The sequence below is a fragment of the Nocardioides pini genome (assembly GCF_026712185.1).
GTDB classification, from domain to species: domain Bacteria; phylum Actinomycetota; class Actinomycetes; order Propionibacteriales; family Nocardioidaceae; genus Nocardioides; species Nocardioides pini.
This window is the reverse complement of sequence record NZ_JAPPUX010000004.1, coordinates 564,167-580,648: the sequence shown is the minus strand read 5'-3', so window position 1 is coordinate 580,648 and position 16,482 is coordinate 564,167. Positions and strand designations below refer to the sequence as shown.

Annotated in this window: 16 protein-coding genes; 9 read left to right on the top strand and 7 right to left on the bottom strand. The window is 72.5% G+C overall.

Annotated features, from left to right (window positions below):
• Window positions 1-144 precede the first annotated feature (144 nt).
• The 4 genes from rplU (at window position 145) to proB (ending at window position 3,530) form a co-directional block, all read left to right on the top strand.
• Window positions 145-444: a 50S ribosomal protein L21 gene (rplU, locus tag NYO98_RS16100; RefSeq protein ID WP_236400058.1), complete on the top strand. Its 300-nt coding sequence runs from the start codon at window positions 145-147 to the stop codon at window positions 442-444.
• A gap of 43 nt (window positions 445-487) precedes the next feature.
• A complete protein-coding gene (gene rpmA / locus NYO98_RS16095) occupies window positions 488-742 on the top strand; it encodes a 50S ribosomal protein L27 (RefSeq protein ID WP_268112748.1) in 255 nt (84 codons plus the stop codon).
• 111 nt (window positions 743-853) lie between these two features.
• Window positions 854-2,419, top strand: a complete 1,566-nt coding sequence (gene obgE / locus NYO98_RS16090; RefSeq protein ID WP_268112747.1) for a GTPase ObgE — start codon at window positions 854-856, stop codon at window positions 2,417-2,419.
• On the top strand, window positions 2,409-3,530 hold the full coding sequence (proB, locus tag NYO98_RS16085) for a glutamate 5-kinase (RefSeq protein ID WP_268112746.1): 1,122 nt from the start codon (window positions 2,409-2,411) through the stop codon (window positions 3,528-3,530). Before obgE ends, proB begins: the two co-directional genes overlap by 11 nt.
• A 3-nt stretch (window positions 3,531-3,533) precedes the next feature.
• Here proB and NYO98_RS16080 read toward each other — a convergent pair whose 3' ends face one another.
• Window positions 3,534-3,851, bottom strand: coding sequence for a nucleoside triphosphate pyrophosphohydrolase family protein (locus NYO98_RS16080; protein ID WP_268112745.1), 318 nt, complete (start codon window positions 3,849-3,851; stop codon window positions 3,534-3,536).
• A gap of 14 nt (window positions 3,852-3,865) precedes the next feature.
• Window positions 3,866-4,342, bottom strand: a complete 477-nt coding sequence (locus tag NYO98_RS16075) for an HIT family protein (protein ID WP_268112744.1) — start codon at window positions 4,340-4,342, stop codon at window positions 3,866-3,868.
• Between the two features lie 23 nt (window positions 4,343-4,365).
• On the opposite strand from NYO98_RS16075, the gene NYO98_RS16070 reads away from it, so the two are divergent.
• Entirely contained in the window at window positions 4,366-5,010 is a 645-nt protein-coding gene (locus tag NYO98_RS16070; protein WP_268112743.1) for a nucleotidyltransferase domain-containing protein, read from the top strand.
• A gap of 10 nt (window positions 5,011-5,020) precedes the next feature.
• Here the strand turns inward: NYO98_RS16070 and NYO98_RS16065 are convergent, their stop codons facing one another.
• Together NYO98_RS16065 and NYO98_RS16060 are read right to left on the bottom strand one after the other, a co-directional pair.
• Window positions 5,021-6,235, bottom strand: a complete 1,215-nt coding sequence (locus tag NYO98_RS16065; protein WP_268112742.1) for an IS110 family RNA-guided transposase — start codon at window positions 6,233-6,235, stop codon at window positions 5,021-5,023.
• Window positions 6,236-6,500: 265 nt separating this feature from the next.
• A complete protein-coding gene (locus tag NYO98_RS16060) occupies window positions 6,501-7,745 on the bottom strand; it encodes a hypothetical protein (protein WP_268112741.1) in 1,245 nt (414 codons plus the stop codon).
• Between the two features lie 73 nt (window positions 7,746-7,818).
• Between NYO98_RS16060 and NYO98_RS16055 the strand changes: the two genes are divergently transcribed.
• From NYO98_RS16055 to NYO98_RS16045, 3 genes are read left to right on the top strand one after another with little or no spacing between them, the layout of a single operon-like run.
• Complete coding sequence (locus NYO98_RS16055) at window positions 7,819-9,000, top strand: cysteine desulfurase family protein (protein ID WP_268112740.1); 1,182 nt, start codon at window positions 7,819-7,821, stop codon at window positions 8,998-9,000.
• A 17-nt stretch (window positions 9,001-9,017) separates the two neighbouring features.
• Window positions 9,018-10,121 carry a tRNA 2-thiouridine(34) synthase MnmA gene (mnmA, locus tag NYO98_RS16050; protein WP_268112739.1) on the top strand — a complete coding sequence of 368 codons (1,104 nt, stop codon included), beginning with the start codon at window positions 9,018-9,020 and terminating at the stop codon, window positions 10,119-10,121.
• Complete coding sequence (locus NYO98_RS16045) at window positions 10,118-11,107, top strand: uroporphyrinogen decarboxylase/cobalamine-independent methonine synthase family protein (RefSeq protein ID WP_268112738.1); 990 nt, start codon at window positions 10,118-10,120, stop codon at window positions 11,105-11,107. The genes mnmA and NYO98_RS16045 overlap by 4 nt, the downstream gene beginning before the upstream one ends.
• A gap of 35 nt (window positions 11,108-11,142) precedes the next feature.
• Here the strand turns inward: NYO98_RS16045 and NYO98_RS16040 are convergent, their stop codons facing one another.
• The 3 genes from NYO98_RS16040 to NYO98_RS16030 form a co-directional block, all read right to left on the bottom strand.
• The gene (locus NYO98_RS16040; protein WP_268112737.1) at window positions 11,143-11,781 is read right to left on the bottom strand and encodes an alpha/beta fold hydrolase; all 639 of its coding nucleotides are present in this window, start codon (window positions 11,779-11,781) and stop codon (window positions 11,143-11,145) included.
• A 43-nt stretch (window positions 11,782-11,824) separates the two neighbouring features.
• Window positions 11,825-13,444 (bottom strand): MFS transporter, encoded by a 1,620-nt coding sequence (locus NYO98_RS16035; RefSeq protein WP_268112736.1) that lies wholly within the window; start codon window positions 13,442-13,444, stop codon window positions 11,825-11,827.
• A gap of 98 nt (window positions 13,445-13,542) precedes the next feature.
• Window positions 13,543-14,148: a TetR/AcrR family transcriptional regulator gene (locus NYO98_RS16030; RefSeq protein ID WP_268112735.1), complete on the bottom strand. Its 606-nt coding sequence runs from the start codon at window positions 14,146-14,148 to the stop codon at window positions 13,543-13,545.
• Window positions 14,149-14,309: 161 nt separating this feature from the next.
• Here NYO98_RS16030 and ligA point away from each other — a divergent pair, with 161 nt between their 5' ends.
• Window positions 14,310-16,433, top strand: coding sequence for an NAD-dependent DNA ligase LigA (gene ligA, locus NYO98_RS16025; RefSeq protein ID WP_268112734.1), 2,124 nt, complete (start codon window positions 14,310-14,312; stop codon window positions 16,431-16,433).
• The last annotated feature ends 49 nt before the right edge of the window (window positions 16,434-16,482 follow it).

The following is a 16,482-nucleotide window of genomic DNA, read 5'->3' as shown; positions in this document are numbered from 1 at the left end:
GATCCCGTAGTCTTGACCCTCGGTGTTCGACACACCATCCCTGCGCGCCCGCCACGCGGCGTACTCGCCCGAAGTTCCAGGCGGTGTCGTGCGCAGACCCCCAGTTCTGAGACCAGTAGTTCGTATCGAGGAGAGTGACTCGCCGTGTACGCAGTCGTGCGCAGTGGCAGCAAGCAGCAGAAGGTTGCCGTGGGCGACGTCATCGAGATCGACGCGATGGGCGCTGCCGGTGACACCCTCACCCTTCCCGTGGTGATGGTCGTCGACGGCGACAAGGTGACCGCGACCGGCCTCGACAAGGCGTCCGTGACCGTCGAGGTCACCGGCCGCACCAAGGGCCCGAAGATCATCATCCAGAAGTACAAGAACAAGACCGGCTACAAGAAGCGCCAGGGTCACCGCCAGAAGTACACCCAGGTCAAGGTCACCGACATCTCCCTCTGAGCGCTCGCTCGAGGTCGACACGTCTCTCCAGAAGGACTGAACAATGGCTCACAAGAAGGGTGCCGCGAGCACCAAGAACGGTCGTGACTCCAACGCCCAGCGCCTCGGCGTGAAGCGCTTCGGCGGCCAGGTCGTCGGCGCCGGCGAGATCATCGTCCGCCAGCGTGGCACGCACTTCCACCCGGGCACCGGCGTGGGTCGCGGCGGCGACGACACCCTCTTCGCCCTGCAGGCCGGCGCCGTCGAGTTCGGCACCCGCCGCGGTCGCAAGGTCGTCAACGTCGTCCCCGGCGAGTGACGTCACCGCGACACTGATCACTTCTGCGAAGGGCGTCCCCGAGTCGGGGGCGCCCTTCGTGGTTTCGAGGCTCCGTGCCTCGACCATCGAGAACACCTGAGAAGGAACACCATGGCCATCCCCACGTTCGTCGACCAGGCCACGCTGCACCTCGCGGCCGGACGGGGCGGCAACGGCGTGGCCTCGGTGAAGCGGGAGAAGTTCAAGCCGCTCGGCGGCCCCGACGGCGGCAACGGCGGCCAGGGCGGGTCGATCATCCTGCAGGTCGACACGAGCGTCACGACGCTCGTCGACTACCACCACAGCCCCAAGCGCCGCGCCGACAACGGCGGCCAGGGCGCCGGTGACCACAAGAACGGCGGCAACGGCAAGGACCTCGTCCTGCCCGTCCCGGACGGCACCCTGGTCAAGGACGCCGACGGCCAGGTGCTGGCCGACCTCGTCGGCCACGGGACGACGCTCGTCGTCGCCCAGGGCGGCCGCGGGGGCCTCGGCAACGCCGCCCTCGCCTCCTCCAAGCGCAAGGCGCCCGGGTTCGCGCTGCTGGGCGAGCCCGGGGACGAGCTCGTCGTACGCCTCGAGCTTAAGGTCGTGGCCGACATCGGCCTGGTCGGCTTCCCGAGCGCCGGCAAGTCGTCGCTGATCGCCGCGATCTCGCGTGCCCGCCCGAAGATCGCCGACTACCCGTTCACCACGCTCATCCCCAACCTCGGCGTGGTCACCGCCGGCGAGACCACCTTCGTGGTCGCCGACGTCCCCGGCCTGATCGAGGGTGCCGCGGAGGGTCGGGGACTCGGCCACGACTTCCTGCGCCACATCGAGCGCTGCGCCGCGCTGGTCCACGTGGTCGACACGGCCTCGATCGAGCCCGGCCGCAACCCGCTCGACGACCTCGACGTGATCGAGGGCGAGCTCGCGCGCTACGGCGGCCTGGAGGACCGGCCGCGGCTGGTCGCCCTCAACAAGGTCGACGTCCCGGACGGCCAGGACATCGCTGACATGGTCGTCGAGGAGCTCCGCGGCCGCGGGCTCCGGGTCTTCGAGGTCAGCGCCGCCTCCGGTGCCGGCCTGCGCGAGCTCACCTTCGCCATGGCCGAGATCGTCGAGGCGTCCCGCGAGACAGCGACGGAGGCCGAGGCCCAGCGGATCGTGCTCCGGCCCCGAGCGGTCGACGGCGGCGACGACTTCGACGTCGTCGCCACCGACGAGGGCTGGCGGGTGCGCGGCACCAAGCCGGAGCGCTGGGTGCGGCAGACCGACTTCAGCAACGAGGAGGCCGTGGGCTTCCTCGCCGACCGCCTCAACCGGCTCGGCGTCGAGCTCAAGCTCGCGCAGATGGGCGCCCAGGAGGGCGACGCGGTCCTCATCGGCAGCGACGCGAACTCGGTCGTCTTCGACTTCAAGCCCAGCATCGAGGCGGGCGCGGAGATGCTCGGTCGCCGTGGCGAGGACGAGCGGCTCCGGGAGGACCGCCCGGCGCGCGCCCGTCGCCGCGACATCGACGAGGCGATGGAGTCGAAGGCGGAGGAGGAGGCCCGCGCCGACGTGGCCCGCCGCCTCGACGAGAGCCGGAGGAAGAAGGGACCCGACCGCAGCTCCGGCAGCTCCGGTGTGGGACCGATGGCCTACGAGATCGGCAGCAAGGACGACCCCGACTGGGACGGCAGTGACGACTGACCGCACGGCCCTCCTCGCCGGTGCCCGGCGCATCGTCGTCAAGGTCGGGTCGTCGTCGCTCACCACGGCCGCCGGTGGTATCGACCCCGCGCGCGTCCGGCAGCTGGTCGAGGTGCTCGCCGCGGTGCGCGGGGGAGGCGCCGAGGTGGTGCTCGTCTCGTCGGGGGCCATCGCTGCGGGTCTGGCACCGCTCGGCCTGACGAGGCGCCCGCGCGGCCTCGCGGCCCAGCAGGCGGCCGCGTCCGTGGGTCAGGGGCTGCTGGCGCACCGCTACCAGGAGGAGTTCGCCCGCCACGGGATCGTGACGGGCCAGGTGCTCCTCACCGTCGACGACGTCACCCGACGCGCCCACTACCGCAACGCCCACCAGACCTTCGCCAAGCTGCTCGAGCTCGGCGTCGTCCCGATCGTCAACGAGAACGACACGGTCGCCACCTCCGAGATCCGCTTCGGCGACAACGACCGGCTGGCCGCGCTGGTGGCCCACCTCGTGCACGCCGACCTGCTGGTCCTGCTCTCCGACGTCGACGGCCTCTACGACGGGCCGCCGTCGCGCCCCGGGGCACGGCTGGTCCCCGTGGTGCGGTCCGAGGAGGACCTCGCCGCGGTGACCGTCGGGTCGGCTGGGTCGGCCGGCGTCGGCACGGGCGGCATGACCACCAAGGTCGACGCCGCCCGGATCGCGACGGGTGCCGGCATCGCCGTCCTGCTGACCTCGGCGGAGCAGGCCGCGGCCGCGCTCGCCGGCGCCGACGTCGGGACCCACTTCGAGGCGACCGGCAGGCGCCGCCCCACCCGGTTGCTGTGGCTGGCCCACGCCACGTCCGGGCAGGGCACCCTGTCCCTGGACCCCGGTGCCGTGCGTGCGGTGGTCGAGCGTCGTGCCTCGCTGCTCGCGGCCGGCGTGACCGCCGTGGACGGCAGCTTCGTCGCCGGCGACGCCGTCGACCTGCTCGACCCGGACGGTGCCGTGGTGGGCCGCGGGCTCGTCAACTTCGACGCCGACGAGCTGCCGGCGCTCCTCGGCCGCTCGACGAGCGAGCTCAAGGAGGCCCTCGGGTCGGCGTACGAGCGCGAGGTCATCCACCGCGACGACCTCGTCCTGCTCTAGGGATCAGTCCCCGGCGAGCACCTCGTCCAGCTCGTCCATGGTGCTCGTGAAGGCGCCGGCGAGGTCGACGTCATAGGCGTCGGCGAGGGTGAGGATGCTCCAGAGGCAGTCGGCGAGCTCGTGGGCGAGTGCCTCGTCGAGGTCCTCGCGCGGACGCACGCCGGCCTTGCCCTGCACCAGCTTGGCGAGGTCGCCGACGTCGCCGAGGAAGCCGAGCATGACCTCCTCCGTCGTCCACGACCGGCCGTAGGTCGAGGCCTCCACCTCGGCATACCTGCTCCGCACCGTTCGGGCGCGCTCCTGCATCTGCTGGAAGTCCATGGCGCGATCCTGCCTCAGCCGAAGGTGCGCGGGAGGTCCAGCGCGGCGGCGAGCCGGTCGGCGTACGGCCGGCGCTCCTCGGGCGAGGGCCACCGGGTGGTCAGGTGCTGCTCGTAGAGCCGGTCGCCGTCCCACCGCGGGAAGACGTGGACGTGGAGGTGCCAGACGTCCTGGCCGCCGGCGGGCTCGTTGTGCTGGCGCGTCGAGATCCCGTCGCAGTCGTACGCCGTCCGCATCGCGACCGCGACGCGCTGGGTCAGGTCCCAGACGGCGTGGCCGACGTCGGCGGGCAGGTCGTAGAGGTTCTCGTGGTGCGAGCGCGGGACCACCAGGACGGCGCCGTCGTTGGCCGACCACCACTTCGGCGAGATCCGGGCGAACGCGAGACCGGTGACCGCGACGACGTCCTCCGGGCGGTTGCGCTCGTCGTGGACGAGCCGCTGCAGGCGGCAGAACGGGCAGTCGTAGGCCTCGGGCTCGTGGGTGTGCACGGGCGCGACGCTAGCCTGCGGGGATGCACTGGAGCCCGTCGGCGGAGGACCTCGCCGAGGAGGACGCGTTCCGCCGGCTCTACGGCGACTGGCAGGCGCTCGACCCGGCCGGCCTGACCGCCTTCATGGCGACCTACGACGCCGAGTGGTGGGTCGTCGGCGGGTGGGCGATCGACGCCTTCACCGGGCAGGCGCGGCGGCACGAGGACATCGACGCGGTGATCTGGCTGAGGGACCTGCCGCTCCTGCGGGCGATGGTGGGCGACCGGCACCACGTCTGGAGCGCGGGGGCGGGTGCACTCCGTCCGGTGAACGACGACTTCCCCGCACCCCACGAGGGCTCGGGGCAGGTCTGGCTGCGCGACCACGCGCAGGCGCCGTGGTTCCTGGACTGCCTGCTCGCCGAGGACCGCGACGGGCTGTGGGTCTCGCGCCGCGACCCCGACCACGTGGCGCCGCTGGCGGACGTGACGTGGGTGGCCGAGGACGGGATCCGCTACATGCGCCCCGAGGTGGTGCTGCACCACAAGGCGCGGCTCGACCGGCCGAAGGACCGGGCCGACCTCGCGATCGCGTGGCCGCGGCTCGGCGCGGCGGAGCAGGACTGGCTGCGGGAGGCCGTCCGCAGGGAGCGCGCCGACCACCCGTGGCTCGAACGGATGGGCTGAGAGCCCTATGTCAAGCAGCCTCTCGTTGGAGGGTGTTGAGCCGGCCGTGTAGGTCGGGGTTGTAGGGCTGGTGGTCGTGCCAGCAGCGCCACAGGATCCTGGTCCAGCTCTGGGCCAGGATCCTTGCTGCGTGGGGGTGGCGGCAGCCGCGTGCGCGGGCGCGGTCGTAGGTGTCGCGGGCGCAGGCGTTGGCGCGTGGGGTGTCTTGGGCCCAGTCGACGAGCGCCGCTCTGAGTTGCTTGTTGCAGCCGCGACGGTAGGCGACGTTGAGGTGCTTCCCGGACTGCCTGGTTGATGGCGCGACGCCGGCAGCCGCGGCCAGTGACTCCGGGTCGGGGAACCGGGCACGACAGTCGCCGATCTCTGCCAGGAGGGTGGCGGCGCGTACGACGCCGGCGCGAGGCGGGGACTGGAAGATCGGCCCGTCGGGGTGGGCCAGCAGTGCTTCCTTCATCCGGGTCTCGAGCTGCGCTTGTTGGTGTCGCAGGGTGGTGAGCAGGTCGACGAGGGTCAGCACGATGACCTCGCTGGCGTCGGCTGCTGCTCCGTTGACCCGGCCGGCGGCGGCTTCGCGTAGATGGGCGACCAGGCGGGTCGGGGTGTGGCGCCCGCCGTAGTGGTTGGCCTTGAGCCAGTGCGCCATCCGGAGCTCGCTGAGCCATGCGGCCTTGGCTTCGGTGGGGAACCTGCGCAGGAACGCCAGACTGATCGGGATGTCGAGCTGGCTGAACAAGCCGATCGCACCGGGGAAGTTGTGCTGCAGCGTCGCCAGCAGCTGATTGTGGACCGCGATGCGGTGATCGATCAGGTCGTGCCGGGTACGGACCAGCATCCGCAACGCGACCGTCTCGTCGCTGTCGGGCTGCACCACTGTCCAGCGGCCGGCGTCGGTCCGTAGGGCCTCGGCGAGGACGAAGGCGTCGAACCGGTCATCCTTGTTGCCCGCCGAGCCGTATCGGGCGCGCAGCGACTTCACCTGCCGGGCGGAGATGACCACAACCTCAAACCCGTCGCGGAGCAGCTGCTCGACGACGGGTCCGTCGCCGCGTTCGATCCCGACCCGGCTCACGCCGTGTCGGCGCAGCAAGATGGTCATCCTTGCCAACCCGCGCCGCGAGTGCGTCACGGTGGCTTCCTCGACGCGCTGTCCCTCGTCGTCGACGATGCACAACGCGTGGTGCTGCCAGGACCAGTCGATCCCAGCGAAAGTGGGCGTAGCCTGCATGAGAGTGCTCTTTCCGTCAGCCCACGGACAAGCACTCCGGTCCGGGACGTGACGGTCGGTCGCTCACTGAGGCGCTCCGGGACCTGGCAGGGTCCTTGGCGCATAGCCCTATGGCCGATCTGCACGTCCCGGGCCACCAAGCCCTGCAACTCTCAGCCAGGTCGTCCCCGAAGGGCGACTCGCTCAGCCTGGCAGTGACCCAGTGGACCCGGGGTGCAGACAAGAGGCCTACTCCTGTCTGCACCTAACGTCCACCAGTGAGGCCTCAGGCGGACCGCGCCCAGGCGAGCGCCTGCGCGCTCAGCTCCCTGGTCGAGAGCCCGAGCTCGCGGCGCACGACGCCCTCGGTCTGGGCCGCCGAGAAGACCCGGGCCGTGCGGAACGAGCGGACGAGGTCCCACAGCGCCGCCACGCCCCTCGTGGTGGCGACGTAGTCGCACACCACCGCCGCCAGGTTGTAGCTGAGGGTCGGGTCCCGGTAGAAGCTCCTGGTCGGCTCGAGCGTGCGCGCGGAGGCGCCACCGAGCTGGTAGGCGGCGATCCGACGGCGCTCGTCGACGGGCATCGTCGAGCGGGCGACGTACTCCGCGGCGCCCTCCACCAGCCAGACGGGGGAGCGGTCGTCGGTGGGTCCGAGGGCGACGTGCGCCAGCTCGTGGCGGAACACCAGGCCTCGGGCGAGGACGTCACCGACGACGGTCGGGTTGACCGCGAACCGGTAGGCGGCCACCGGGCCGTCCGGGCGCGCGAGCACCGGGAACGCCACGCCGGCGGTCTGGTCGACCGTCATGCCGCTCATCTCGGCGATGCCGGTGGTGTCGGACGTGCCGTAGGCGACGTAGCGGCCCGACCACTCGGGGAAGTGGCGCCGGACGACCGCCGTGGCGTCGGCGAGGTCCGACATGACGTACGTGGCGTGCTGGCTGGTGTCCTCGTCGAAGACCGCGAGGATGCCGCCGGAGCGGCGGACCTCGATGTGGGCGAGGTCCCATGGGGCCGGGATCCACCCGTTCACCAGGTCGACCTCCTCGTCGCGGTCGCCGACGAGGAGGACGTCGCCGTCGCGGTGCACGAACGTCCACACCATCTTGTCGGTGACGGGGCGGCTGTCGAAGCCGCGCAGCCGCATCGTGAAGTCGACGGGGAGCCGCAGCTCGCCGTCGTCGAAGTCGTCGGCGAGGGCCTCCTCGTCGCCGAGCTCGAACGACACGTCCCCCACGGGGAGCCTCGCGAGGTTGTCGAACCAGCGCGCCTGCGTCGCGGAGAAGCCGAGCTCGTCGGGGTCGACGGTGGCGAGGAACGCCTCGCGGTCACCCTCCACGAGCGCCCGCTCGCGCTCGTCGAGGAGTGAGAGGGCCTCCGCGCGGAGCGACTCGTCGCCCCCGGCCGCTGCGGCAGACCCCGCGGCGCGGTCCCGCGCGGGGGTGTCGGCAGGCGGCTGGCCGCCGGCCTCGCACGCGAGGGTCGGCACCAGCAGGAGGCAGGCGAGCCAGACCCGGGAAGCGCGCACGGTGGGAGCCTAGGTGTGAACGTGGCCACGCGGGGCAGGTTGGCGCAGGTCGGCCCCGTAGGCTTGGCAGGTCATGACCCAGCCGCTCGTCTACCTCGACCACGCCGCGACCACGCCGATGCTGCCGGCGGCCGTCGAGGCGATGACGCGCCAGCTGACCGGCGTGGGCAACGCGAGCTCGCTGCACGCCTCCGGTCGCGGCGCGCGCCGGGTCGTGGAGGAGTCGCGCGAGACCATCGCCGGGGTGATCGGGGCCCGGCCGGGCGACGTCGTCTTCACCTCCGGCGGCACCGAGTCCGACAACCTCGCGCTCAAGGGGATCTTCTGGGCCCGCCGCGCCGAGGACCCCCGTCGCACGCGCATCCTCTCGACCGCCATCGAGCACCACGCCGTCCTCGACCCGCTGCACTGGCTGGCGGAGAGCGACGGCGCCGAGGTCGAGCTGCTCCCGGTCTCGACCCAGGGGGTGCTCGACGTCGGGTCCCTGCGGGACGCGGTGTCCCGCGACCCGGGGTCGGTCGCGCTGATCTCGGTGATGTGGGCCAACAACGAGGTCGGCTCGCTGCAGCCCGTCGACGAGGTCGTCGCGATCGCCGCCGAGCACGGCATCCCCGTCCACACCGACGCGGTCCAGGCGCTCGGGCAGGTGCCCGTCGACTTCGCCGCCTCCGGCGTCGACGCGCTGACCTTCACCGGCCACAAGGTGGGTGGCCCCTACGGCGTGGGTGCGCTCGTCGTACGCCGTGACCTGTCCGTCAGCGCGCTGGTGCACGGTGGTGGCCAGGAGCGCGACATCCGCAGCGGCACCCTCGACGTGCCCGCCATCGCCAGCCTCGCGGCCGCCGTCGAGGAGTCGGTGAAGCACCAGCACGAGCACGCCGCGCGCGTCGCCGCCCTGCGCGACGACCTCGTGCGCCGGGTCATCGAGGTCGTGCCCGACGCCCATCTGCACGGCGCTCCGGCCGGCCCCCAGCGGCTCCCGGGCAACGCCCACCTCGGCTTCCCCGGCTGCGAGGGCGACTCCCTGCTGATGCTCCTCGACGCACGTGGCATCGAGTGCTCCACCGGCTCCGCGTGCTCCGCCGGCGTGCCCCAGCCCTCCCACGTGCTGCTCGCGATGGGCTGCGACGCGGACCAGGCGCGGCACTCGCTCCGCTTCTCGCTCGGCCACACCACCACGCCCGCCGACATCGACGCCCTCGTGGAGGCGATCGGCCCGGTGGTCGAGCGCGCCCGGGCCGCCAAGGCACGCTGAGGGCGGCTGAGGTCAGCATGAAGGTCGTCGCCGCCATGTCGGGCGGGGTGGACTCCGCCGTCGCCGCCGCCCGCGCCGTCGAGGCCGGGCACGAGGTGACCGGCGTGCACCTCGCCCTGAGCCGCAACCCGGCGTCGTACCGCTCCGGGGCGCGCGGCTGCTGCACCATCGAGGACAGCAACGACGCGCGCCGCGCGGCCGACGTGATCGGCATCCCGTTCTACGTCTGGGACCTCTCCGACCGCTTCCACGAGGACGTCGTGGAGGACTTCATGGACGAGTACGCCGCCGGGCGCACGCCCAACCCGTGCCTGCGGTGCAACGAGAAGATCAAGTTCGCCGCCGTCCTCGACCGGGCGCTCGCCCTGGGCTTCGACGCGGTAGCGACCGGGCACTACGCGCAGCTGCGCACCGGGTCCGACGGGCTGATCGAGATGCACCGGGCCACCGACCACGCCAAGGACCAGTCCTACGTCCTCGGCGTGCTCGACCAGGACCAGCTGCGGCACTCGCTCTTCCCGCTCGGCGACACCGACAAGCCCGCCGTGCGCCGCGAGGCCGAGGCCCGCGGCCTGCTCGTCGCGGACAAGCCCGACTCCCACGACATCTGCTTCGTGGCCGACGGCGACAACGCCGGCTGGCTGCGCGAGAAGCTCGGCGACCGCGCGCCCAACCACGGGGGCGACATCGTCGACGCGACGACGGGGGAGACCGTCGGCAGCCACAGCGGCACCTACGGCTTCACCATCGGTCAGCGGCGCGGCCTCCGGCTCGGCGTGCCGGCCGCGGACGGCAAGCCGCGGTTCGTGCTCGACATCGAGCCGGTCAGCGGCACCGTCACGGTCGGTCCGCGCGAGCGCCTCGCGGTCGACCACGTCGCCGGCGTGCGCCCGCGCTGGTGCGGCACGGTCCCCGCACGGGTCGAGGGCACCGTGCAGCTGCGCGCCCACGGCGCCGAGCACCGGGCGGTCGTGGTGGTCTCGGGCGACCGCGTGGAGATCGACCTCCTCGACCCGGCCGAGGGGATCGCGCCGGGCCAGGCGGCCGTGATCTACGACGGCACCCGGGTCGTCGGCTCGGCCACCATCGAGTCGACCCGACGCGTCGGATCCCCCGCGTGACGCGCGCGACCGGGGTGGGCTCGATGCCGGGGACCACCGATGCCGACCACGCCGAGGCGACCCGTGTCGTCCTCGGCGAGCTGCCCGAGCTCCCGCACGTGCCCGAGGTGCCCGGCCGCGGCGTCACCGCCGCGATGACCGGCCGCGGGCTCGCGGTCGTGGAGGGCCTCGGCGCGGACCTCCAGCCGGCCGGCTGGCGGCTGACCGACGCCAGCGGGATCGACCACCGTCGCGCCCGCTCGTTGCTCGCCCAGGACCTCGACACCGTGGAGGAGCTGGCGCAGGACCACCAGGGTGCGTTCAAGACGCAGGTCTGCGGTCCGTGGACCCTGGCCGCCACGGTCGAGAGGCCGCGCGGCGACAAGGTGCTGGCCGACCACGGGGCTCGACGCGAGCTCGCGCAGGCGCTCGCCGAGGGCACCCGCACCCACCTCGCCGACCTCGGCCGGCGCCTGCCCGGTGTCGACCGCTGGATCGTCCAGGTCGACGAACCCGCGCTGGCCTCGGTCGTGGCCGGCCAGGTGCCGACCGCCAGCGGCTTCGGCCGGCATCGCAGCGTCGACCTGCCGGAGGCCTCGGCCCACCTCGAGTGGCTCGTCGCCGCGATCGCCGACGCCGGCGGCGAGGCATGGGTGCACTCGTGCGCCCCCCGGACCCCGTGGTCGCTCGTCGCGGGCACCGGGGCGCACGGCCTGTCCGCCGACCTCGACATGCTCGGCCCCGCGGACCTCGACACCTTCGCGGAGGCGCTGGAGTCGGGCCGCACCGCGGCCCTCGGGGTCGTACCGTCCACGGAGCCGGCCACCGAGCCGTCGGAGGCGCGCACCACCGAGCGCGTGCAGCGGTGGCTCGACATGCTCGGCCTGGACCCCGACGGCGTCGGCGAGCACCTGGTCGTCACGCCGACCTGCGGCCTCGCCGGGGCGTCGGCGTCGTGGGCCGGCCGGGCCGTGCGGCTCTCCGCGACGGTCGCCAGGAACCTCTGACCGGCGGCGGGCGGCCGGCCCGCTCTGCACCCGGGTCAGCGACCCGCGCGCGGCACCTGCGTGGCCAGCACGTCGAGCACCGAGGTGAGCGCCACGTCGTGCCACCGGCCCGAGCCCGCCAGCATGTAGTGGCCGAGCGGCCCCATGTCGAGGAGCTCGGCACTGCTCGCGACCGTGCGCGCCCGGTCGACGTAGCGGCTGGTCTCGCGGAAGGACGTGATGCGGTCTCGCCGTCCGTGGGCGGCCCGGAGGGCGCGCCCCGCGAGGGTGGCGACGGGATCGTCCGCCGACCACCACGGGGCGAGCCCGACCACGCCGACGACCGAGGGGTCGTCGGCGGCGTGGACCGCCACCCGGGCGCCCATCGAGTGGCCGAGGAGCACCACGGGCACGTCGCCGTGGGCGGCCCGCATCTCGTCGAGGGCCCACCGGGCGTCGGCCACGGGGCCGGAGCCGCCGTTCCACCCGCGCACGCGGTAGCGAGCGAGCCAGATGCCGAGGCCGGCCGCGTGGGCCTGCGGCACGATCGCCCGCCGCAGCCACGCGGCCCGGCGCCACGAGGCACTGGTCGAGCCGATGGCCCGGTCCGACCGCGGCTTGCCGCCGTGGAGGACCAGGACCATCGCCCGTGGGTCGCCCGGGACGCTGTCGGTCGTCAGGAGGGGATGGCTCACGTGTGTGCTTCGGGGCCGCGACGACGTCGGATGGGCGGATGCATCAGTGGACGCCGACCCCCTCCGGCGCGGCCTCGGTGGCCAGCTCCTCGTGCTTGACGTCGAGGAAGAGCCACACGATCGCGGAGGCCGCGAGCATCATCAGCGAGCCCACCAGGAACGCCATCGTGGCGCCCTCGGTGAACGAGCCCAGCGACGCGAGCTGGCCCAGCGCCGACTCGTCGAGCTGCGGTGCGGCGGCCGCGATGGCCGGCGCGATCTCGTCGGCCCGGGTCTGGGCGAAGTGCAGCGACACGGTGCTGAGCGTGGCCAGGCCGAGCGCGCCACCCACCTGCTGCATCGTGTTGAGCACGCCGGAGCCGATGCCGGTGTCCTGCGCACGGAGGTGGTGCACCGCGACGAGGGTGAGGGGCACGAAGTTGAGTCCCATGCCGAAGGCCATCAGGACCACGAAGGGCAGCACCTGGGTCCAGTAGCTGACGTCGGCGCCGAGCGCGGCACCCTGACCGCCCATGGAGGCCGGGAGCGAGGCGAGGATGGACGTCGGGTCCTCGGGGACGGTGATGCGGCTGAAGCCGTAGAGTGCGGCAGCCGAGAGCAGCGTGCCGACACCCGACAGGTAGCGCGGGTCGACGAAGGCGATCAGCTTGGAGGCCGCCGTCGCGGAGATGATCATCGCGATGGAGAACGGCAGGAAGGCCACGCCGGTGTGGAGCGGGGAGTAGCCCACCACGAGCTGGATGAAGAGCGAGAGGAAGAAGAACATCGCGAACATCGCAGCGGGGACGATCATCATCACGGCGAAGGCGGCGGCGCGGTTCTTGCTCCTGAAGATCCGGAAGGGCATCAGGGGGTGCTCGACCCTCGACTCGACCAGCAGGAAGATGCCGAGCAGCGCCACGCCGACGACCAGGCTGACCACGGTGCTGGTGGCGTCCCAGCCGTACTCCTGCTGGCCGGCCCGGGAGAGACCGAACACGATCGCCAGCAGTGCGCCCGTGCCGGTGATGGCGCCGGGGACGTCGAGCCAGCCGCTGTGGCGCTCGGACTCGTCGAAGAAGCGCGGCGCGAACACTGCGGCGCCGAGGCCGATGGGGACGACGATCAGGAAGGTGTAGCGCCATCCCTCGAGACCGAGGATCGGGTCGAGGCCGGTGAGCCAGCCACCGAGGATCAGGCCCACGGCCGCGCCCACACCGGCCATCGCGGCGTACACGGCGAAGGCGCGGTTGCGCTCCTTGCCGGCGGGGAACGTGGTCGTGATCAGGGCGAGGGCCGCGGGCGAGGCCATGGCGGCACCGAGCCCCTGGAAGGCGCGGGCTGACAGCAGCATGGCCTCGTTCTGGGCGAAGCCGCCGATGAGGGAGGCGGTCGCGAAGACCAGCACGCCGACCATGAAGATCAGCCGGCGACCGTAGAGGTCGGCGAGACGACCTCCGAGCAGCAGGAAGCCGCCGAAGGTGAGGGCGTAGCCGGTGACGATCCACTGCAGGTTGGCCTGGTCGATGGACAGGTCGGTGCCGATGTAGGGGAGGGCGATGTTGGCGATGGTGCTGTCGAGCACCACCATCAGCTGCGCGAGCGAGATGAGCACGAGTGCCCAGCGCAGCCGCTTGTGCTGCTCCGGGGTCACCTCGTCGGCAACCAGGGTGCTGTCGGTCATGGAACGTCCTTCGTGATGGTGGTGCAGGTCGAGTCGAGCAGAGGGGTCCGACAACGGGTGCGGACGTGGTGGATCGTTCGGGGTGGTCGGTCGGGTGGTCAGTCGGTGGTGGGCGCGGGACCGTGGAGCGCGGCGGGGAGGATCACCTCGTCGAGCACGCGGCCGACGAGCTCCGGCGTGACGGCGTCGCCGAGCAGGAACGCCCGGTGCAGGACGATGCCGGCGAGGGAGGGAGCGAGGATCGCGAGGTCCACGTCGGGGTGGACCTCACCCCGCTCCCGGGCCCTCTCGTAGATGGCGCGCGAGGTGGCGACCTTGGGCGCGATGAAGTCGCGACGGTAGACCTCCGCGAACTCCGGGTCCCGACCCATCGCGGTGACGACGGCCGTCAGGACGGTCTGCGCCATCGGGTCGTTGAGGCCGCCGGCTCCGCAGTAGGCCGCGAGCAGGTCGCCTCGCAGGGTGCCGGTGTCGGGCACGACGGCCTCGCCCTTGTGCGCCATGATCGCGGCGACCACGAGCTCGGGCTTGCCCTTCCAGCGGCGGTAGAGCGTGGCCTTGGACGCCTTGGCGCGGCTCGCCACGGCGTCCATCGTCAACAGGTCGTAACCCACCTCGTCGAGCACCTCGAGCGTCGCGTCGAGGATCTCCAGCTCCCGCTCGCCCGCCACGCGGGGACGGGTGCCGGTCTCGGTCGGGGTCACGGATGCTCCTCGGGCTGCCAGTGATGAAACGGAACGGTTTCGTTCTACAACACGACGATAGGCGGATCCATTCCGATGGAACAAATGAGTTTCATCCGGTCCAGACCGGTGGTCGCGCGCCGTGCCGAGCAGGTGTCGGACCCGACCGGCAGACTGGGCCCATGAGCACGTCCGAGCAGCCCCGCCTCGCGGCCACCGACGCCACGGTGGCGTCCGCCCCACCCGAGGCGCGCGAGCGTCACCGTGAGCTCAGCGAGCAGGTGGACGACGCGCGCTGGCGCTACTACGTCCTCGACGACCCGACGCTGTCGGACGCCGACTTCGACGTGCGCCTGCGCGAGCTCCAGTCGCTGGAGGACCGGTTCCCCGAGCTCCGCACGCCCGACTCGCCGACCCAGAAGGTGGGCGGCGCGGTGTCGACGGAGTTCACGGCGGTCGACCACCTGCAGCGCATGGAGAGCCTCGACAACGCATTCAGCTACGACGAGCTCGAGGGATGGTACGCCCGGCTGCAGCGTGAGGGACTCGAGTCACCCGACCTCCTGTGCGAGCTCAAGGTCGACGGCCTCGCGATCAACCTCCTCTACGAGGACGGCCGGCTCGTGCGCGCCCTCACCCGCGGTGACGGTCGCACCGGCGAGGACGTCACGCCCAACGTCAAGACGATCGGCTCCGTGCCCCACCGGCTGACGGCCGCGGACGGGTTCGAGGTGCCCGGGCTGCTCGAGGTGCGCGGCGAGGTGTTCTTGCCGGTCGAGGCCTTCGAGCGGCTCAACGTGTCGATGACCGAGGCGGGTCGTCCCGCCTTCGCCAACCCGCGCAACGCCGCGGCGGGCTCGCTGCGGCAGAAGGACCCGCGCGTGACGGCGAGCCGGGCCCTCGGCATGGTGTGCCACGGCATCGGCGAGCGCCGCGGCTTCGAGCCGGTGGCGCAGTCGCACGCCTACGAGGCGCTCGCGGCCTGGGGCCTGCCGACGTCCGACCAGGTGCGGGTCGTGCCGACGCTCACCGACGTCGAGGCCTACATCGAGCACGCGGGCGAGCACCGGCACTCGATCGTGCCCTACGAGATCGACGGCGTCGTGGTGAAGGTCGACGAGGTGTCGCTCCAGCGACGGATGGGCTCGACGTCGCGCGCGCCCCGGTGGGCCATCGCCTTCAAGTACCCGCCCGAGGAGGTCAACGCCAAGCTCCTCGACATCCGCGTCAACATCGGCCGCACCGGGCGAGCCACCCCCTACGGCATCATGGAGCCGACCAAGGTGGCCGGGTCCACGGTCGAGAACGCCACCCTCCACAACCGCTACGAGGTCGAGCGCAAGGACGTCCGACCGGGCGACACCGTGGTGCTGCGCAAGGCGGGCGACGTGATCCCCGAGATCGTCGGCCCGGTGCTCGGCCTGCGCCCCGAGGGCCTCGAGAAGTGGGTGATGCCGGAGGACTGCCCGTCCTGCGGGACGCGACTCGCCGAGCAGAAGGAGGGCGACAAGGACCTGCGGTGCCCCAACCACCAGCACTGCCCCGCGCAGGTCCGCGAGCGGGTCTTCCACGTGGCCGGTCGCGGCGCCTTCGACATCGAGGGCCTCGGCTACGAAGCGGCCTCGGCCCTCATCGACGCCGGGGTCATCGCCGACGAGGGCGACCTGTTCTCCCTGACGCGTGAGCAGCTGGTGACGGCGCCGCTGTTCACCCGCGCCCCGAAGAAGGGGGAGGAGGGGCCGCAGCTCTCCGCCAACGGCGAGCGCCTGGCCGCCAACCTCGACCGGGCCAAGCAGGTGCCGCTGTGGCGTGTGCTGGTCGCGCTGTCCATCCGCCACGTCGGCCCCACGGCGGCCCGGGCGCTCGCGCAGGAGTTCGAGTCGATGGCTGCCATCCGCGCCGCCAGCGAGGAGGAGCTCGCGGCGGCCGAGGGCGTGGGCCCGACGATCGCCGAGGCCGTGATCGCCTGGTTCGAGGTCGACTGGCACCGCGCGATCGTCGACTCCTGGGAGGCCGACGGCGTGTCGATGGCCGACGAGCGCGACGCCTCGATCGCCCGCACCCTCGAGGGCCTGACCATCGTGGCCACCGGCTCCCTGCAGCACTACACCCGCGACTCCGTGAAGGAGGCGATCATCAGCCGCGGGGGCAAGGCGGCGGGCTCGGTGTCCAAGAAGACCGACTACGTCGTCGTCGGGGAGAACGCCGGCTCCAAGGCCGACAAGGCCGAGCAGCTCGGCGTACCAGTGCTCGACGAGGACCGGTTCACGCTGCTGCTGGAGAAGGGTCCCGACGCCCTGGACTGACCGTCGAGGGGCCCGCGAGGTTTGAGGTGGCCCGATCGCGGTCATCAGC